General features: G+C 70.4%; 13 protein-coding genes. 7 read left to right on the top strand and 6 right to left on the bottom strand.

Annotation, left to right across the window (positions count from 1 at the left end; translation table 11 throughout):
- Positions 1-20: 20 nt before the first annotated feature.
- The 6 genes from CLV67_RS41165 to CLV67_RS41190 all read left to right on the top strand — a co-directional run bounded on the left by CLV67_RS41165 (position 21) and on the right by CLV67_RS41190 (position 8,339).
- Positions 21-1,637, top strand: a complete 1,617-nt coding sequence (locus CLV67_RS41165) for an RICIN domain-containing protein (protein WP_106328646.1) — start codon at positions 21-23, stop codon at positions 1,635-1,637.
- 108 nt (positions 1,638-1,745) lie between these two features.
- Positions 1,746-2,219, top strand: a complete 474-nt coding sequence (locus tag CLV67_RS41170; protein ID WP_106328648.1) for a hypothetical protein — start codon at positions 1,746-1,748, stop codon at positions 2,217-2,219.
- A gap of 187 nt (positions 2,220-2,406) precedes the next feature.
- The gene (locus tag CLV67_RS41175; RefSeq protein ID WP_106328650.1) at positions 2,407-3,042 is read left to right on the top strand and encodes a hypothetical protein; all 636 of its coding nucleotides are present in this window, start codon (positions 2,407-2,409) and stop codon (positions 3,040-3,042) included.
- Positions 3,039-6,059, top strand: coding sequence for a helicase HerA domain-containing protein (locus CLV67_RS41180; RefSeq protein ID WP_203737894.1), 3,021 nt, complete (start codon positions 3,039-3,041; stop codon positions 6,057-6,059). Before CLV67_RS41175 ends, CLV67_RS41180 begins: the two co-directional genes overlap by 4 nt.
- 59 nt (positions 6,060-6,118) lie before the next feature.
- Positions 6,119-6,988, top strand: coding sequence for an ion transporter (locus CLV67_RS41185; RefSeq protein WP_239166976.1), 870 nt, complete (start codon positions 6,119-6,121; stop codon positions 6,986-6,988).
- 88 nt (positions 6,989-7,076) lie between these two features.
- A complete protein-coding gene (locus tag CLV67_RS41190; protein ID WP_106328652.1) occupies positions 7,077-8,339 on the top strand; it encodes an alkaline phosphatase in 1,263 nt (420 codons plus the stop codon).
- A gap of 172 nt (positions 8,340-8,511) precedes the next feature.
- Here CLV67_RS41190 and CLV67_RS41195 read toward each other — a convergent pair whose 3' ends face one another.
- Positions 8,512-9,531 (bottom strand): arabinan endo-1,5-alpha-L-arabinosidase, encoded by a 1,020-nt coding sequence (locus CLV67_RS41195; protein ID WP_170154206.1) that lies wholly within the window; start codon positions 9,529-9,531, stop codon positions 8,512-8,514.
- Between the two features lie 68 nt (positions 9,532-9,599).
- Here CLV67_RS41195 and CLV67_RS41200 point away from each other — a divergent pair, with 68 nt between their 5' ends.
- Positions 9,600-10,076 carry a hypothetical protein gene (locus tag CLV67_RS41200; protein ID WP_146169503.1) on the top strand — a complete coding sequence of 159 codons (477 nt, stop codon included), beginning with the start codon at positions 9,600-9,602 and terminating at the stop codon, positions 10,074-10,076.
- 119 nt (positions 10,077-10,195) lie between these two features.
- On the opposite strand, the gene CLV67_RS41205 is transcribed toward CLV67_RS41200, so the two are convergent.
- The 5 genes from CLV67_RS41205 to CLV67_RS41225 are packed head-to-tail and all read right to left on the bottom strand — an operon-like array spanning position 10,196 to position 16,134.
- Positions 10,196-13,003, bottom strand: a complete 2,808-nt coding sequence (locus tag CLV67_RS41205) for a fumarate reductase/succinate dehydrogenase flavoprotein subunit (RefSeq protein WP_106328656.1) — start codon at positions 13,001-13,003, stop codon at positions 10,196-10,198.
- On the bottom strand, positions 13,000-13,743 hold the full coding sequence (locus tag CLV67_RS41210) for an ABC transporter ATP-binding protein (RefSeq protein ID WP_106328658.1): 744 nt from the start codon (positions 13,741-13,743) through the stop codon (positions 13,000-13,002). Before CLV67_RS41210 ends, CLV67_RS41205 begins: the two co-directional genes overlap by 4 nt.
- A complete protein-coding gene (locus tag CLV67_RS41215; protein WP_106328660.1) occupies positions 13,740-14,564 on the bottom strand; it encodes an ABC transporter permease in 825 nt (274 codons plus the stop codon). The genes CLV67_RS41210 and CLV67_RS41215 overlap by 4 nt, the downstream gene beginning before the upstream one ends.
- Complete coding sequence (locus CLV67_RS41220; RefSeq protein WP_106328662.1) at positions 14,561-15,910, bottom strand: ABC transporter substrate-binding protein; 1,350 nt, start codon at positions 15,908-15,910, stop codon at positions 14,561-14,563. The genes CLV67_RS41215 and CLV67_RS41220 overlap by 4 nt, the downstream gene beginning before the upstream one ends.
- On the bottom strand, positions 15,907-16,134 hold the full coding sequence (locus CLV67_RS41225; protein WP_106328664.1) for a 4Fe-4S dicluster domain-containing protein: 228 nt from the start codon (positions 16,132-16,134) through the stop codon (positions 15,907-15,909). Before CLV67_RS41225 ends, CLV67_RS41220 begins: the two co-directional genes overlap by 4 nt.
- Positions 16,135-16,156: the final 22 nt, after the last annotated feature.

Here is a 16,156-nt window from a genome sequence, read left to right on the forward strand (position 1 = left end):
CTCCCCCATAAGGAATCCCCATGAGCTCCCCCGATCCCCGTCGGCGGTGGCGCGCGGCACTGGCTGCTGTCGTCGTCACCGCCCTGGCCGGCGCGGGCACCGTGTTCGGCCTCCAGCAGGCGAACGCCGCCACGGTCAACACCACGGCCTGGTACGTCCTGGTCAACCGCAACAGCGGCAAGGCCATGGACCTCTACAACCTGGCCACCAACGCCGGTGCCGGCATCAACCAGTACACCCGCAACGACGGTAACTGGCAGCAGTGGCAGTTCACCGACGTCGGAAGCGGCTACTACAAGATCAAGAGTCGGCACAGCGGGCTCGTGCTGGAGATGCCGAACGCCACGGACGGCACCCAGCTGGTCCAGAACGCCGACAACGGTTCCACCCGCCAGCAGTTCACCCTCAAGGACTCCGACAGCGGCTACGTGCGGCTGCTCAACCGGCACACCGGCAAGGCCGTCGAGGTCTGGGAGCACTCCACCGCCGACGGCGCGGTCGTCGCCCAGTACGCCGACCTCGGCAATCCCAACCAGCAGTGGCAGATGGTGCAGGTCGGTACCGGCGGCGGCAGTACCAGCGGCTGTGGCTCCGGCACGTTCCAGTCCGAGGTGACCGTCAGCGGCAGCACCTGGACCGCCCGCAACGCCGCCGGCAGCGCCGTCTACACCGGCACCGACTTCCGCGCCGCCGTCCAGGCCGGCATCGGCAGTCTCACCGCCGGCCGCACCTCGATCCAGCGGGTCGTCGTCCGCGGCAACGGCAGCATCAGCGCCGGCGCCCGCATCTCGCTGGCGAGCTACACGTCCCTGTCGGTCTGCGGCACGATCAATGTGACCGGCTCCGGCAGCGGCGACTACGCCCCGATCTACGCCCGCGGCGTCAGCAACATCGAGGTGCCCTACCTCAACGTCACCGGCGCACCGATCTACGGCATCTTCATGCGCAACGTCACCAACGTGTGGCTCGGCCAGATCGACATGCGGCTCAGCGCCGGCCTCGGCGTCCGCATCGACAACCGCGGCGACACCAGCCAGTGGACCCGCAACGTGCGCATCGACAACGTCTACGTCCAGGGCGCCAGCTCGCACGCGGTGGAGACCTACGGCGTCGACGGCATCACCATCGGCACCGTCACGGCCCGCAGCGTCGGCGAGTCCGGCCTGCTCCTCAACCAGACGATCAACGCCACGGTGGGTACGGTCGACGCCGACAACGCCGGTGCGGGCACGGGTTACGCCGCCTTCCGGATGGCCAACCGCAACGGCCGGATCGGCAGTTCCTACACCAACAACATCAAGGTGGGTACGGTCAAGGCGCGCGGCGGCGGACGCGGCATCTTCTGCGTCTCGGAGAGCGGCGGAGCCACCATCGACCGGATCGACATCGCCAACACCGGCAACAACTCGATCCTGCTCGAGAACTGCTACAACGTGACCATCGCAGCGGTCTCCGGCACGGTCAGCGGCGGTGGTGAGGTCCGCATCGCGGCCCGCACCGAGTTCGCGCCGTCCTCGGGCATCCGGTTCCAGAACCTGACGGTCAGCAACACCAACATCACCTGGAGCCCGTGCACGGGCAGCAACAACACGATCAGCAACGTCACCCGATCGAACTCCACATTGACCTGGTGCTGAATTACGGGGCCGTTCCCGCACCCGGGAACGGCCCCGCTCCACGCCCCGCGCACGACTCGCGAGATCGTCGATCATCGGTAGAGTGCGAGGCGAGGGGAGGCATATCCGGTGGGCAAACTCCTGGTGTGGCTCGGCGCGGCGATCATTTTCGCGCTTTTCGTCAAATTCGTCACCGGAGTGATCGGCGACGTCTACGACAACGCCGTCGGTTACGTCTTCCACAGGGAGGAATGGACCCTTCGCGCTGAGATCGAGAAATTTTACGCCGACCTCGACAAGCAGGACCACGCCGGTCAATTCGATCTGCTCGCCGCCCAGCTGGATCCCGCGGTCCTCCAGGTGTGGTCGCTCGACGAGTGCCGCGAGCGTATCGAGAGCCGGCCCGGCGCCAACGTCGACTCCAACTACGAGATCACCGCGGTGTCCGGTCCCGAGGCGCTGTCGATCACCTTCGGGGACAAGGGCGTGGAGAGCGGCACCGTCTACACGATCGACTGGAGGATCGCCGCCGGAACCCGGACCATGCAGACCTTCGCGGGACGGACCGAGGCCGGCTACACCTGGTTCACCTCCTGCGACTGACCGCCTCTTCCCCGCGCTGAGGGAGGGCAGGGTCGGGTCTTCGTCGGCTGTCAATTGACTGACAGGCGGGTGTGTGAATCGGATAGCGGACATGCGCCGGGCGGCGACCGTTCCATCGATTCCGGCAATGATTCATCGGACGCGCGTCCGCGCGGTTTCGCCGAATCGTCATCCGGAGATCGCATTCATGCCCGCTGACCTCAGTACCCCCGCGCGCCAGGCCCTGATCGCCCTGATGGTGCGTGCCGAGAGGGTGTCGAATCCGGATCTTCGCCGCGATTACCGCATGGAGATCACCAAATCGGCGCGTGAGGAGTTGTCGGCCGCGAAACTGATCGTTTTCGAGAAGGGTCCGCGAAATGCGATCTTTCACGAATTGACCGACCTGGGGTGGGCACGGGCGCGGCAGGAGTTCCGCTCCCCACCGCCGGAGAAGGTCGCCGGAGCCTGGCTGCTGCACTACGCCACCCTGCGTCACCTGGCCGGGTACCTGGACCGCACCGACCAGCAGGCCGCCGACGTGTTCGCCGAGCCCGACCGCGGGCCGGCGCCGGCCGAGGGATCGGTCGAGCAGCGCCTGCGCGAGGCGTACCACGACCTCGCCGGGAACCCCGGCGACCTGGTCCCCCTCGCCGCCGTCCGGCAGCGGCTGGCCGGCGTCGACCGCGCCGAACAGGACCGGATCCTCAAAGACCTGGATCGCCGCCGGGAGATCCACCTGGACCCGGACCCGGCGCGCGGCGAGCTGACCCGGGAGGCCCACGACGCGGCGATCCTCATCGGCGGCGAGGCCAAGCATCTGATCACGATCGGTCGGGCGTGATCGAGCAGGACCAGCGGCGCGCGCTGACCGAGCTGCGGCGCCTGGACTGGGCGCCGACACCCGAGGACGTGTGGACCGACCTCGACGTGCACCTCGACGAGCTGAACGGTGCGGCCGGGGAGGCCGTCCTGCACGCCTTCGAGGAGGCCGCGGCCCGCCGCACCGGCAGTCCGCTGGGCCTGGTCGTCGAGGGGCAGCACGGTTCCGGCAAGACCCACCTGCTGCGCTGGGCACGGGAGAAGGTCCAGCAGCAGGAGGGCTACTTCTTCCTGATGGGCATGGCCGACGGCCGTACCTTCTGGCCGAACATCGTGCACACCCTGCTGCGCGGGTTGCGCCGCTCCGGTTACTACCGGCACACCCAGCTCGCCATGTTCCTGGAACGGCTCAGCGAACGCGCCGAGCTGCCGAGCACGCTGCGCCGCCAGATCCGCGGACAGGCGCCGCTCACCGCCGCCGCGCTCGACGCGTTCGTGGCCGGGGTCCGGATCGCCGACCCCGAGACGGGCCGCGACTGCCGGTTCACGCTGCGCGCGCTGGTCCTGCTGGCCGCGGCCGACACCGACGTCGCCGACCTGGGGGAGTCCTGGCTGCTGTCGCTGCCGGACACCGGTGACGGGGAACAATGGGGCCTGCCGCGGATGGGCCGGTCCGAACAGGACGTCGCCGTGGAGATCTCGCGCCTGCTGGCCCTGACCGGGCCCAGCATGCTGGCGGTCGACCAGATCGACGTCATCTTCGCCCAGAGCGATCCGGGTCGTACCGACGCCATCGCCACCGACCTGGGCCACGGGCTGATGGACCTGCGGGAGAAGCTCTTCCGGACCGTGACCGTGGTCGCCTGCCTGCCGACGTCCTGGCAGCGGATCCGGCACGGAGCCCCCGGCGGCCGGTTCCGGCAGGAGACCCGGCTGCAGCGGCTGCCGTCCCGCGAGGTCGCCGAGAAACTGATCGCCGCACGGTTCGCGCCACTGTTCGAGGCGGCCGAGTTCAAGCCGCCCTACTACACGTGGCCGATCCTCCCGGAGGCCTTCGACCAGGCACTCGACCACACCCCACGGCAGCTGATCGAACGCGCCGACGAACACGTCCGGTACTGCCTCGGCCGCGACGAGATCATCCCGCTGGCGAACCTGGGCGAGCACCGGGAGAGCTCCGCGCCCGCGCCGCCGACGGCCGGCGACGACCAGCTGGCCCGGCTTCAGGAGCGCTTCGACCGGCTCGCGGCCGAGGCCGACGTCGCCGCCGCCGTGCTCCCGGCGACCGAGGACACCGTGATGTCCCGGCTGCTGGAGGCCGGGCTGCGCGCGTGGGCGGTCGAGCAGGGCGACGGACGGTTCCGGGTGCTGCCGGTCGAGCAGGGCAACCCGTCGGCGCACGCCGGGCTCTGCGAGACCCTCGACTCCGAGATCGAGGACGAGGCGCACTGGTACTTCCGCGGCCTTTCGCACACCAACGCCCGCGCGGTCCAGGCGCGGCTGGCCCGGCTGCGCAGCCTGGCCGGGCTCGACCCGCGGGTCACCAAGCGCCGGGCCGTGCTGCTGCGCGACTCGGACTGGCCGACCGGACCGGTCAGCACGCGGGTCCGCCAGGAGTTCCTCGACCTCGGCGGCGTCATCACCGCTGTCGCGCCGGGCGACCTGCGGGCGTTCGCCGCCCTGGCCGTGCTGCTGGAGGAGAACGATCCCGCCCTGCCCGACTTCCTGCGCGATCGCCGTCCGGCGGGCCGGACCGCCCTGTTCACGGCGATCCTCGGGACGCCGGTCACAGCGCGGCCGCAGCCGCCGGACGAGGCCGGCATCGTGGCCGGGACCGTTGTCGAGAACAGTTCACCCGTACAGCTGGATCTCGAATCTCTCCGGAAGCACACGGTGATCTTCGCCGGATCCGGGTCCGGCAAGACCGTCCTTCTCCGGCGGATCGTGGAGGAGTGCGCGCTGCGGGGTGTCTCGGCGATCGTCCTGGACCCCAACAACGACCTGGCCCGCCTCGGCGACGGCTGGCCGCAGCCGCCGGACGGCTGGAGCGACGGCGATCCGGCCCGCGCCGCCGACTACCTGGCCGCCGTCGACGTCGTGGTGTGGACGCCGCGCCGCGAGTCCGGACGCCCGCTGACCCTGCGGCCGCTGCCCGACTTCGCCGCGGTCCTCGACGAGCCGGACGAGTTCGCGCTGGCCCTGGACGCGGCCGTGGCCACCCTCGCGCCGCGCGCCCGGATGGCGGCGAGCACCGCGAAAGCCGATCGGGGGCGGGCCGTCCTGCGTAAGACCCTGGAACATTTCGGCCGTACGGGCGGCAGTGGGCTGGGTGACTTCGTCGACCTGCTCGCCGACCTGCCCGACGAGGTCACCAGCCTGGGCCGGGCCCGCGAACTGGCCGCCGAGATGGGCGAGACCCTGAAGGCCGCGATGGTCAACGACCCACTCCTGGGCGGTGCGGGGACCCCGCTCGACCCCGGCGTGCTGTTCACCCCGGCGCACGGCAAGCGGTCAAGGATCTCGGTGATCAGCCTGATCGGCCTGCCCGGCGACGAGCAGCGGCAGAGCTTCGTCAACCAGCTGCAGATGGCGCTCTTCTCCTGGATCAAGCAGAACCCGGCCGGCGACCGCCCGCTCGGCGGGCTGTTCGTCATGGACGAGGCGCAGACGTTCGCCCCGTCCGGCGCGATGACCGCCTGCACCGAGAGCACGCTGGCGCTGGCCGGGCAGGCCCGCAAGTACGGCCTCGGCCTGATCTTCGCGACCCAGGCGCCGCGCGGCATCCACAACCGGATCGTCGGCAACGCGGCCACCCAGTTCTTCGGTTTCCTCAACAGCCCGGCCCAGATCGCGGCGGCCAGGGAGGTGGCCGCCGCCAAGGGCAGCACCGTCCTGGACATCTCGCGGCTGCGCACCGGCCAGTTCTACGCGGTCACCGAGGGCCGCCCGTTCCGGAAGATCGCCACCGCGATGTGCCTGAGCCACCACCCGAAGAGCGCCCTGACCGCCGAGGAGGTCCTGAACCGCGCCCGCCGCTGACCTTTAGGCTGGCTCGATGCGCCCTGTGATCCTGATAGGACCCGTCCCACTTCCTCGCCGTGATTGAGCGGTACGCGTCGCGGCTGGACCGGGTGGCCCACCGCTGCGCCGTCATCTCCGACTCGCGGGCGTTCGAGGTGCTGATCGTCGTCATGATCGGCGCCAACGCGATCCTGCTGGCCGTCGAGACCTACCCCTATCCCGAGGCGGCCGGACCGCTGCTGCACGCGCTGGAGTGGTTCTTCCGGATCGTGTTCGTCGCCGAGATCACGGTGCGGATCCTGGCGTACGGCCGCCATCCTCGCGAGTTCTTCCGGCACGGCTGGAACGTCTTCGACTTCGTGGTGATCGCCGCCGTCTTCATCCCCGGCCTGCACGGCGACTCGGCCGCGCTGCGGGTGATCCGGATCGCCCGGGTGGTGCGGCTGGTCCGGTTCTCGCCGGGCCTGCGGACCATCGTGTCGGCGCTGCTGCGCAGCCTGCCCGGCGTCGGCGGCTTCCTGGCGCTGGCCCTCGTGACGCTCTACGTCTACGGGATGGCCGGCTGGCTGATCTTCGGCGAGTCCGATCCCGATCAGTACGGCACTCTCGGCCGGGCGGTGCTCACGCTGTTCGTGCTGCTGTCGCTGGAGACGCTGCCCGACCTGATCGAGCAGGGCCTCGCACTGTCGCCGTGGACGCTCGTCTACTACGTCAGCTACGTCCTGATCACGGTCAACCTGCTGGTCAACATCCTGATCGCGGTCATCGTCAACTCGATGGAGGAGGCCCGCCGCCTGGAGATGACCGAGCATATGGCCACCGACGACGACAACGACGGCATCCCCGACGAGATCGACCGGATCATGATCAGTCAGCGGCTCGACGATCTGCGTACCGTGATCGCCGAACTGGAGCGGGAATTGCGGATCGATCGCACCGAAAGGTGACATCCGAGGCGTCCGGCGTGCGATCGTGAGCCCGGAGGGCGTTCACTGGCATCGATACCCGTGCATCGCTGAAGCTGTAGGGGGAGACATGTCCGTTCGATCCATTCCCGCCGCGGCACTGTTGGCCGCCGCTCTGATCACGGTCATACCGCTGAACGACGCCGGAGCCCAGGCACCCGACCGGTCTCGCCCGGCCGTCCGCAACGTCATCTTCATCAACGGTGACGGCATGTCGGCCGCGCACCGGGAGGCCGCCCGCCTCTTCCACGCGGGGCTCGACGGCCGGCTCACGATGGACACACTTCCGGTCTCCGGCCAGCTGACCACCAGCCCCGACGACCCGGAGTCGGCGATCACCGACTCGGCCGCCGGCGCGAGCGCCTGGGCCACCGGGGTGCGCACCTACAACGGCGCGATCAGCGTCGACCCCGACGGCAACCCGCTCCCGACGCTGGGCGCCCTGGCCAAGGCCGCCGGAAAGTCGACCGGCCTGGTCACCACCGCGCAGGTGACCGACGCCAGCCCGGCCGCGTTCTTCAGCAACGCCGTCGACCGCGACGCACAGGACGACATCGCCCGCCAATACCTCGAGAAGACGAAACCCGACGTGATCCTGGGCGGCGGCGAGGACTGGTGGCTGCCGGCCGGCACACCCGGCGCGTACCCCGACCAGCCCGCCGAAGACCCGGAGGAGGGCAGCCGCGGCACCGAGGGAAACCTGATCGAGCAGGCCCGCCGGTCCGGCTACCAGTACGTCTCCACCCCCGCCCAGCTGGCCGCCGCCGGCAAGGGCAGGCTGCTCGGCCTCTTCGCCAACGAGGAGATGTTCCAGCAGCGCGCCGAGGGCCAGGGCGACATCTACGCCCCGGTGGTCAGCCTTGCCGCGATGACCGAGAAAGCCCTCACCAATCTCTCCACCGACCGCGACGGCTTCTTCCTGCTGATCGAGGAGGAGGGCGTCGACGAGTTCGCCCACCGCAACAACGGTCAGCGAACCCTGCAGACGATGGGCTCGCTGGACCGCGCGGTGGCGGTCGCTCTCGGCTACGCGCAGCGCCACCGCGACACTCTGATCGTGGTCACCGGCGACCACGAGACCGGTGGCCTCGCCGTGGAGGACGTCGATCCCGACGACGAGTCCGGCGACGCCGGCTCCGCCTCCGTCGAGGACGGCCCGTTCCCGGTCAAGGGCAGCGGCTTCAGCTTCGTCATCGACTGGACCACGACCGGCCACACCGGCCAGGACGTGCCGGTCACCGCTTACGGTCCGTTCGCCGACCGTTTCACCGGCAAGCACCCCAACACCCACGTCTTCAAGGTCCTCAGGCCCCTGCTCCAGGAACGCCTGTAGCGGAGCGGCGGCGGTCGGCCTTGCCGCTCGCGGTCCGGCATCGCCCGGGTTCTCGACGCGGCGGGCCTGACCACGCCCGCCTGCTCGCCTGTCGCCCTGCAAGGGGAAGGCGATCATGGGAGGTTCCGTCGATCCAGCAGCCGTGAACGCACAAGATCGCGCGGACGGTGGGTCAGTGGGCGAAGGGCCAGCCGTCGGCGTCGTAGCCGATGCTGTTGATGCCCAGGTGCGGCGTGCCGGTGTCGGCGTAGTAGTGGTAGATCAGCAGCTCGCCGCCGGCGGTGTCGAGGACTGCCGGGTGGCCGGGGCCGTGGACGCTTCCGTGTCCGGAAAGGATCTCGGTGCCGCCTCCGGCTGTCAGCGGTGTGCCGTTGCGGTCGGTGAACGGGCCGTCCGGGCGGTCCGAGCGGCCGACGAGGGTGCGGTACGTGCTCGCCGCTCCCTTGCAGCAGGCGTCGAACGACAGCCACAGGTAGTAGTGGTCACCGTGCTTGGACAGGTACGGCGCTTCGACGGCGGTGTCGCCCCGGGTGGCCAGTGCGGTCATGGCCGCGCCGGAGCGCAGGCCTGTCGCCGGGTCGAGGCTGATCTGTTGAATGCCACTCCAGAACGAGCCGAACGTCAGCCACCAACGGCCGCCGTCATCCACGTACAGATGAGGGTCGATGGCATTGAAGTTTGATCCTTGGCTGCTTCCGATCACCATGCCGTGGTGTGTCCACGTGCCGGACTCGCCCGTCGTGCTGGTGGCCAGGAAGATCGCCGAGTGGTTCGAGCCGAAAGTCGACGCCGAATAATAAAGATAGAAACGATCTTTGTGGTACGAGATGTCCGGCGCCCAGAGAGCCGTGCTGCCCTTGGTGTAACCGGTGGTCCAGGCGGCGCCTCCCGGGAAGGCCGGCCCGGCGTCGGTGAACGTCTCCAAGTCGGCCGAGGTTCGGAGGCGCAGGTTGTCGCCGGTGTGCGCGAGCAGATAGCCGCCGCCCGGCTTCTCGACGATCGTCGGGTCGTGCACGCCGTCGTCGCCGAGCAGGAACCGTGGCTCCGGATAGACGCTGGGCGCGACGGCGGTCGGTGCTGCGGGCATGCCCCCGTTGTATGCCCGCAGCACCGCGATGCCCGTCACCAGGGCGGCGACCAGAACGGCGGCGACCAGGGTGGTACGGCGGACTAGCCGCGGAGTCACGGACATTGCCAAGATGTTAACGATCACAATGGTTGCGTCAAGAGCAGCCGGGGACGGACTGCCACACTGGGCCGGTGAGTTGGTGGATGCACGTCATGCCGCTGCACCGGCTGGCCGGTGCTGACGACTGGGCCTGGGTCACCTCGGCCGACGAGTCGCGGGGAGTGCCCGACGTGCCACCGCCACCCGTCCTGTTGCCCACGGCCGCGCAGGTCGTCGACGCGCTGAGGACCGGCGGAGGCCATGGTTCGGCCTGGTTCCGGGTGCCCGGCCTCGAACTGCCGGACTGCCCGCCGCAGTGCACCCGCGTGGGTTGCCTGGGCGAGGTCACCCTCCACACCGCCGACCGTCCCGCAGCGGTGACGACCAGCGACGACCGGGTGGCGAGCGTCGGGTTCCGCGGACCGGAGCCCGCCACTGTCCTGTGCGTCGTCCGAGAGCTGACCGTGGTCGGCGGCGCGCAGCTGATCTGCGACGACGCCGCCGACACGGTCTTCGTGGTGTGGCCCGGCGAGCCGCTCGACGACCTGACCACTTCCTGGCCCTGGTGACCGGAGGCCGGACCGGGACGATCCGGGCCCGGACGAGCGGCTTGGGGGCCTGATCGGGCCCTGGCCGGGCGGCCAGGGGTGAGCGACTGGGGGCTGATCGGCTCTGGGGCCGGCGGTGGTCAGGCGGGGACGGCCCGGGCTCGGCGGGCCCACGCCCGGACGTCGGCGTCGGGGTCGTCGGTGGCCGCGGTGGCCAGGGCGTTCACCACGTCCGGATGGTCCGGCCAGCCGGCGAGAGCGCGGATCGCGGCGCGGCGTACGTCGAGGTTTGGGTCGGTGGCGGCGGCCAGCAGCGGTGGGACAGCCACCTCGGGCGGGGCCGCGGCCAGGGCCTTCGCGGCGCCCTCGCGAACCTGCCAGGCCGCCTCTCCCAGTGCCTCCACGGCCAGTGACGGCAGCGGGCCGGGGCAGCCGATCGGCGCGGCGGCCTGCCAGGCGGCAGCCCGCACCAGCGGGTCGTCGTCGCTGATCAGGCGGTGCACCGCGGACGCGGCCGCCGGGTCGCCGACCGTGCCGAAGCCGTGTGCCGCGGCGACCCGCACCTCACGGGCCGGGTCCATGGCGGCGGCGGCCAGGCCCGCGACATCGTCCCGGCGCACCAGGCCGCGGACCGCCTGCAGCCGGACCGTCACCTCGACGTCCTCGGCGCCGGCCCGGAAGTCCTCGATCGTGCCGAGCCCGATGACCCGCAGCAGCTCGATGACGACCTCACGGACTCCGGCGTCGGTGCTGCCGTAGGCGGTCCGCAGCCGGGCCGCCAGCGCGTCGTCGGCGGGAAGTACGTCGGCCAGCTCGCGCAGTCCGGCCGCGGCTGCCGCGCGCACCGACGAGTCGGCGTCGGCGAGCGCGTCGACCAGGGCGCCGGCCGCACCGGGTGGCGCTACCTCGGTGAGCGTCATGACCGCGGTCCGGCGCACGGCGGCGTCATCATCCGTCAGATACGTCGCGAACGCGGCGAGCCCCGAATCCAGCCCGCCCGGAGCCGCCCCGGAGCCCGGCGCCCCGACAGCCGGGCCGCTGCCGGCCGCCCCGGGGAGAGAGGGCGCCCCCACGGTGCCCGGCGATTCAGCGGGACGATCGGAATCGGACCCGCCGGCGGTGAGCTGGTCGGCCAGAGCAAGGACGGCGACGATACGCGCAGCCGCGCCGGTCGATGTGCCTCCGGACGTACGATCGCCGGATCTTCGATGTGACGCCGTGGTGAACCGGCGCGGTTCCGGGACCGCGATGGGTGCGTCCCCGGCCGGAGGCCGGTAGTCGTCGACGGGAAACAGGTATTCGGCGACCGGTCGTTTGATGAACTCCATCTCCCCGTCGGCGCCCTTGCGCAGGTTCAGGTGATAGAGCCAGGATTCGTCGTCACGCTCCGGATGGTCGGTGCGGTCGTGATAGAGACCCCAACGGCTCTCGGTGCGTACGAGCGAGGCCCGCGCCGCCATTTCGGCGCAGTCGCGGATGAAGGTGACCTCGACGCAGCGCATCAGTTCGTGCGGGGTGCGCCCGCCCATGCCGTCGATCTCACCGTTCATCCGCTGGAACGTCTCGACCGCGATCTCCAGTTTGGCCGCCGATTTGGGCGGCGCGACGTAGTCGTTGACGAACCGGCGCAGTTTGTACTCGACCTGCTGCTGGGGCGGACCGTCCGGATTCTGTTGCGGCCGGTGGATGAGCTCGCGCGCGGCCTCGATCTGGTCCTCGGGCAGCGGCGCGGACGGGCGGCCCGGCAGCCCGGCGGCGTGTGTGCCGGCCAGATCACCGAAGACGAACGCGCCGATCATGTAGTTGTGCGGAACGCAGGCCAGATCGCCGGCCGCGTAGAGCCCGGGAACCGTCGTCGCCCCGTTCTCGTCGACCCACACACCGGACGCCGAATGGCCACCGCACAACCCGATCTCGGAGATGTGCATCTCGATGTCGTGGGTGCGGTAATCGTGCCCGCGACCGGAGTGGAAGGTGCCGCGCGACGGCCGTTCGGTGGTGTGCAGAATCCCCTCGACCGCCGAGATGGTCTCGTCCGGCAGGTGGCTGAGTTTGAGGTAGATGGGTCCGCGGTCGGATTCGAGTTCGCGCGCCACCTCGGACATCATCTGCCCGGACCAGTAGTCGCAGTCGACGAACCGTTCCCCGCGATTGTTGACCTGATAGCCGCCGAAGGGGTTGGCCACATAGGCGCAGGCCGGGCCGTTGTAGTCCTTGATCAGCGGGTTGATCTGGAAACATTCGATTCCGGACAGTTCCGCCCCGGCGTGGTACGCCATCGCGTACCCGTCGCCCGCGTTCGTCGGATTCTCGTACGTCCCGTAGAGGTAGCCGCTGGCCGGCAGCCCGAGCCGCCCGCACGCTCCGGTCGCCAGGACGACCGCGTTGGCGGCGACCGTGACGAACTCGCCGCTGCGGGTGTCGAAACCGGCCGCACCGACCGCCCGGCCGGCGTCGGTGAGTACCCGTACCGGCATCACGCGGTTCTCGATCTGGATCTTCTCCCGCATGTCACGCCGCCGCAGCACGCGGTAGAGGACCTTCTTGATGTCACGGCCCTCGGGCATCGGCAGCACGTACCGGCCGGACCGGTGGACCTGCCGGACCGCGTACTCGCCGTACTCGTCCTTCTCGAACTTGACCCCGTAACTCTCCAGCCGCTGCACCATGGCGTGCCCACGGGTGGCGGTCTGGTGGACGGTGCGCTGGTCGACGATGCCGTCGTTGGCGCGCGTGATCTCCCGTACGTAATCCTCGGGGGTCGCCTTGCCCGGAATGACCGCGTTGTTGACGCCGTCCATGCCCATGGCGAGCGCGCCGGAGTGCCGCACGTGGGCCTTCTCCAGCAGCAGCACGTTCGCTCCGGCGGTCGCGGCCGACAGTGCGGCCATCGTCCCGGCGGTGCCGCCGCCGATCACGAGGACGTCGGTCTCCAGATGACGGGTCATGCGGGGCTCCGTTGGAACAGGGCGGCGAGCAGCGACTCCCGGGCCGCGCGGACCAGGGGAGTGCCGCGGGTCGCGGGGTCACGGGGTTCGGGTACGTCGACGATCGTGCGGATGCCGCCGGGCGCGAGGACCGCCACCCGGTCGCCGATGAACAGTGCCTCGTCGACGTCGTGGGTGACGAAGACGACGGTCGCCGGGGTGTTCTTCAGTACATCGACGAGCAAGCGCTGCATGGCGCCGCGGGTCTGCGCGTCCAGGGCTCCGAACGGCTCGTCCATGAGGACGGCACGAGGTTCTCCGGCGAGGGTACGGGCCAGCTGCACCCGCTGGCGCATGCCGCCGGAGAGTTGCCGCGGCCGCCGGTGGGCCTGGTCACCGAGTCCGACCTGGCCCAGCCATTGCTCGGCCGTGGCGCGGCGTTGCGGGCGCGGGATCCGGCGGATCGCGAGCGGCAGTTCGACGTTGCGGCGCGCGCTGCGCCACGGCAGCAGCGCGTCGTCCTGGAACACCATGGCGCGGTCCGGGGACGGGCCGGTGATCGGGGCGCCGTCGGCGAGCACGCTGCCACCGAGAGACGGCAGCAGTCCGGCGAGGGTGCGCAACAGGGTCGACTTGCCGCAGCCGGAGGCGCCGACCACGACCAGCACCTCACCGGGCCGGACGTCCAGGTCGAGCCCACGGACCGCGATCTCCGAGCCGTGCCCGAGGCTGACGTCCTCGAGGTGAAAGGCGAGACTCATCGCTCACCCACGATCCGCCGGCCGAGCAGTTCGACCAGTCCGGCGGTCAGCCAGCCCAGCACCCCGATGGTGATCATGCCGACCAGTACGGCCGGGTAGTCGACGATCGTGTACGCGTGCCAGGTGCGGTAGCCGACGCCGAAGTCGCCGGAGATCATCTCGGCGGAGATCACGCAGATCCACGAGACGCCCATCCCGACCGACAGGCCGCTGAACACGCCCGGTAGCGCCCCGGGCAGCACCACGCTGATCAGAACTCGCCACCGGCCGCCGCCCATGGTGCGGACCGCGTCCTCCCAGACGGCCGGCAGCGCACGGACCGCGTGCCGGGTGCTGACCAGGATCGGGAAGAACGCCGCGGTGAACGTGATGAACACGATGCCCTGCTCGTTGCGCGGGAACAGCAGGATCGCGACCGGGACCAGGGCGATCGCCGGGATCGGGCGGACCACCTCGAACAGCGGCTGCAGGATGTCGGACAGCAGCCACGAGCGGGCCACCGCGATCCCGGCCGCGATCCCGAAGACGGCCGCAAGGGCGAAACCGGTCAGGATGCGGACAAGGCTCTGCGCGATGTCCAGGTAGTACAGCGGATCACCCAGCAGCGTCCACAGCTGACCGGCCACCTCGACCGGCGTCGGCAGCCGATCGAAACGGATCCAGGCGGTCACGTCGGTCACGGTCAGCCACTCCCAGAGCAGCAGGGCGGTGACCAGGGAGGCGATCCGGATCAGCCAGCGTCTCGCCTGGCGGCCCGGCGGCCGCTTCGGGCTCGGGGTGGTCCGGGTGCGGCCGGGCGGCGCGGCGACGGCGGTGGTCATGATTCGTTCACCAATTGGTCGTACGAGAGAACGCGCGACCCCGGGTGGCCGGTGCTGAACGTCTTCGCGGCCGCCTCGGTGACGAACGGCAGGAACCGGGCGCCGTCCTGGACCCAGGTGCTCTTGTCGGCGAACCATCGCGTGCCGGTGGTCGCGTCCGGAACGTACGCCGCCCTGATCTGTCTGCCTGACGCCTTGGCCGCCCGGACCGCCTTGACCAGGCACGTCGGGTCCGTCGTCGCGATCGTGGTGTTCTCCCCGGCGAGCCACAGCTCCCCGGCCAGCGCCGGATCGGTCACCGCGGTCCCGCAGATCGCGTCGGTGCCGCTCAGCACGGCTCCCGGCGTGCCGCCGCCGGCCGGCACCAGGCTGTCGTCGACGAACGCGTCCAGATCGATGCCCTGCAGCACACCGATCGACTTGAGGAACGGCACGTCCTGTTCGAGCGCGGCCCGGAACTCGGGCCGGATCGGCAGGTCGAAGGTGGCGATGCCGTTCGCGCCGTTGTAGAGGTAGACCACCTCGGCGGGCAGCCCGGTCGCCTTCGCCACGATCTCGGCGGCCTCCAGCGGGTGTCTCCAGAGGAAGTCGGTGGCGTCCTGCTGAGCCGCGAGGAACGCCTTCACCACATCGGGACGCTGGTCGGCGTACTGCTGCCGGACGACCGTGCCGTGCAGGGTCGGCACCTCGAGCGCGCCACCGTCGTAGAGCACCTTCGCCTCACCGCGATGCACGAGCAGACCCGGCCAGGCGACGAACTGCGACAACGCGTCGACGTTGCCGGACTGCAGCGCCGACGCTCCGACCTGCGGCTGCTGGTTCTCCACCTTGACGTCGGTGTCGGTCAGCCCCGCCTTGCGCAGCGCCTGCACGAACAGGCCGTGCGCGGCCGAGCCGACGCTGGTCGAGACCACCTTGCCGCGCAGGCCGGACAGCGTGGCCACGGGGGAGTCCCTGGCGACCACCACGGTGTTGAGCGCCCCGCGCCGGTTGTAGCCGGTGACCGCGATCATCCTCGTCCGGGTCTGCTCCGACTGCTGGCCGCGAGCACCGTTGATGAGCAGCGGATAGTCGCCCATCGACCCGATGTCGATCTTCCCGGCCATCATCTGCGCGGTGATCGGGGCGCCGGTGTCGTAGTCCTGCCAGACCACGTCGTACTTCCCGCCGAGCCGCTGTTCGAGGAAGCCCTTGGCCCGCAGCAGCGTGCCCGCGGTGACCGTGTTGATCGTCTTGGACTGGTAGCCGACGACGACCTGTTCGACGCCGGCCTCGGCCCGGTCGCCGGCCACGGTGCAGCCGCTCAGAGCGAGCAGGAGTGTGCCCGCCAGTGCCGCCCGCCTCATCGGATCAGTACCGGCATGTCGACGGTCACCGCGCCGGTGGGGCAGCGGGCCGCGCAGGGGCCGCAGTACCAGCACTCGTCCACGTGCATGTACGCCTTGCTGGTGTCCGGGTCGATGGCCAGCGAGTCGAGCGGGCACATGTCCACGCAGAGGGTGCACTCGTCGATGCAGAGGTTCGGGTCGATCGTCACCGGTACGTCGACACGCTGATTGACCAGAGGCATGGGGGTCTCCCGGAATAGCGGT

Source organism: Actinoplanes italicus, from assembly GCF_003001815.1.
Classification (GTDB): Bacteria; Actinomycetota; Actinomycetes; order Mycobacteriales; family Micromonosporaceae; genus Actinoplanes; species Actinoplanes italicus.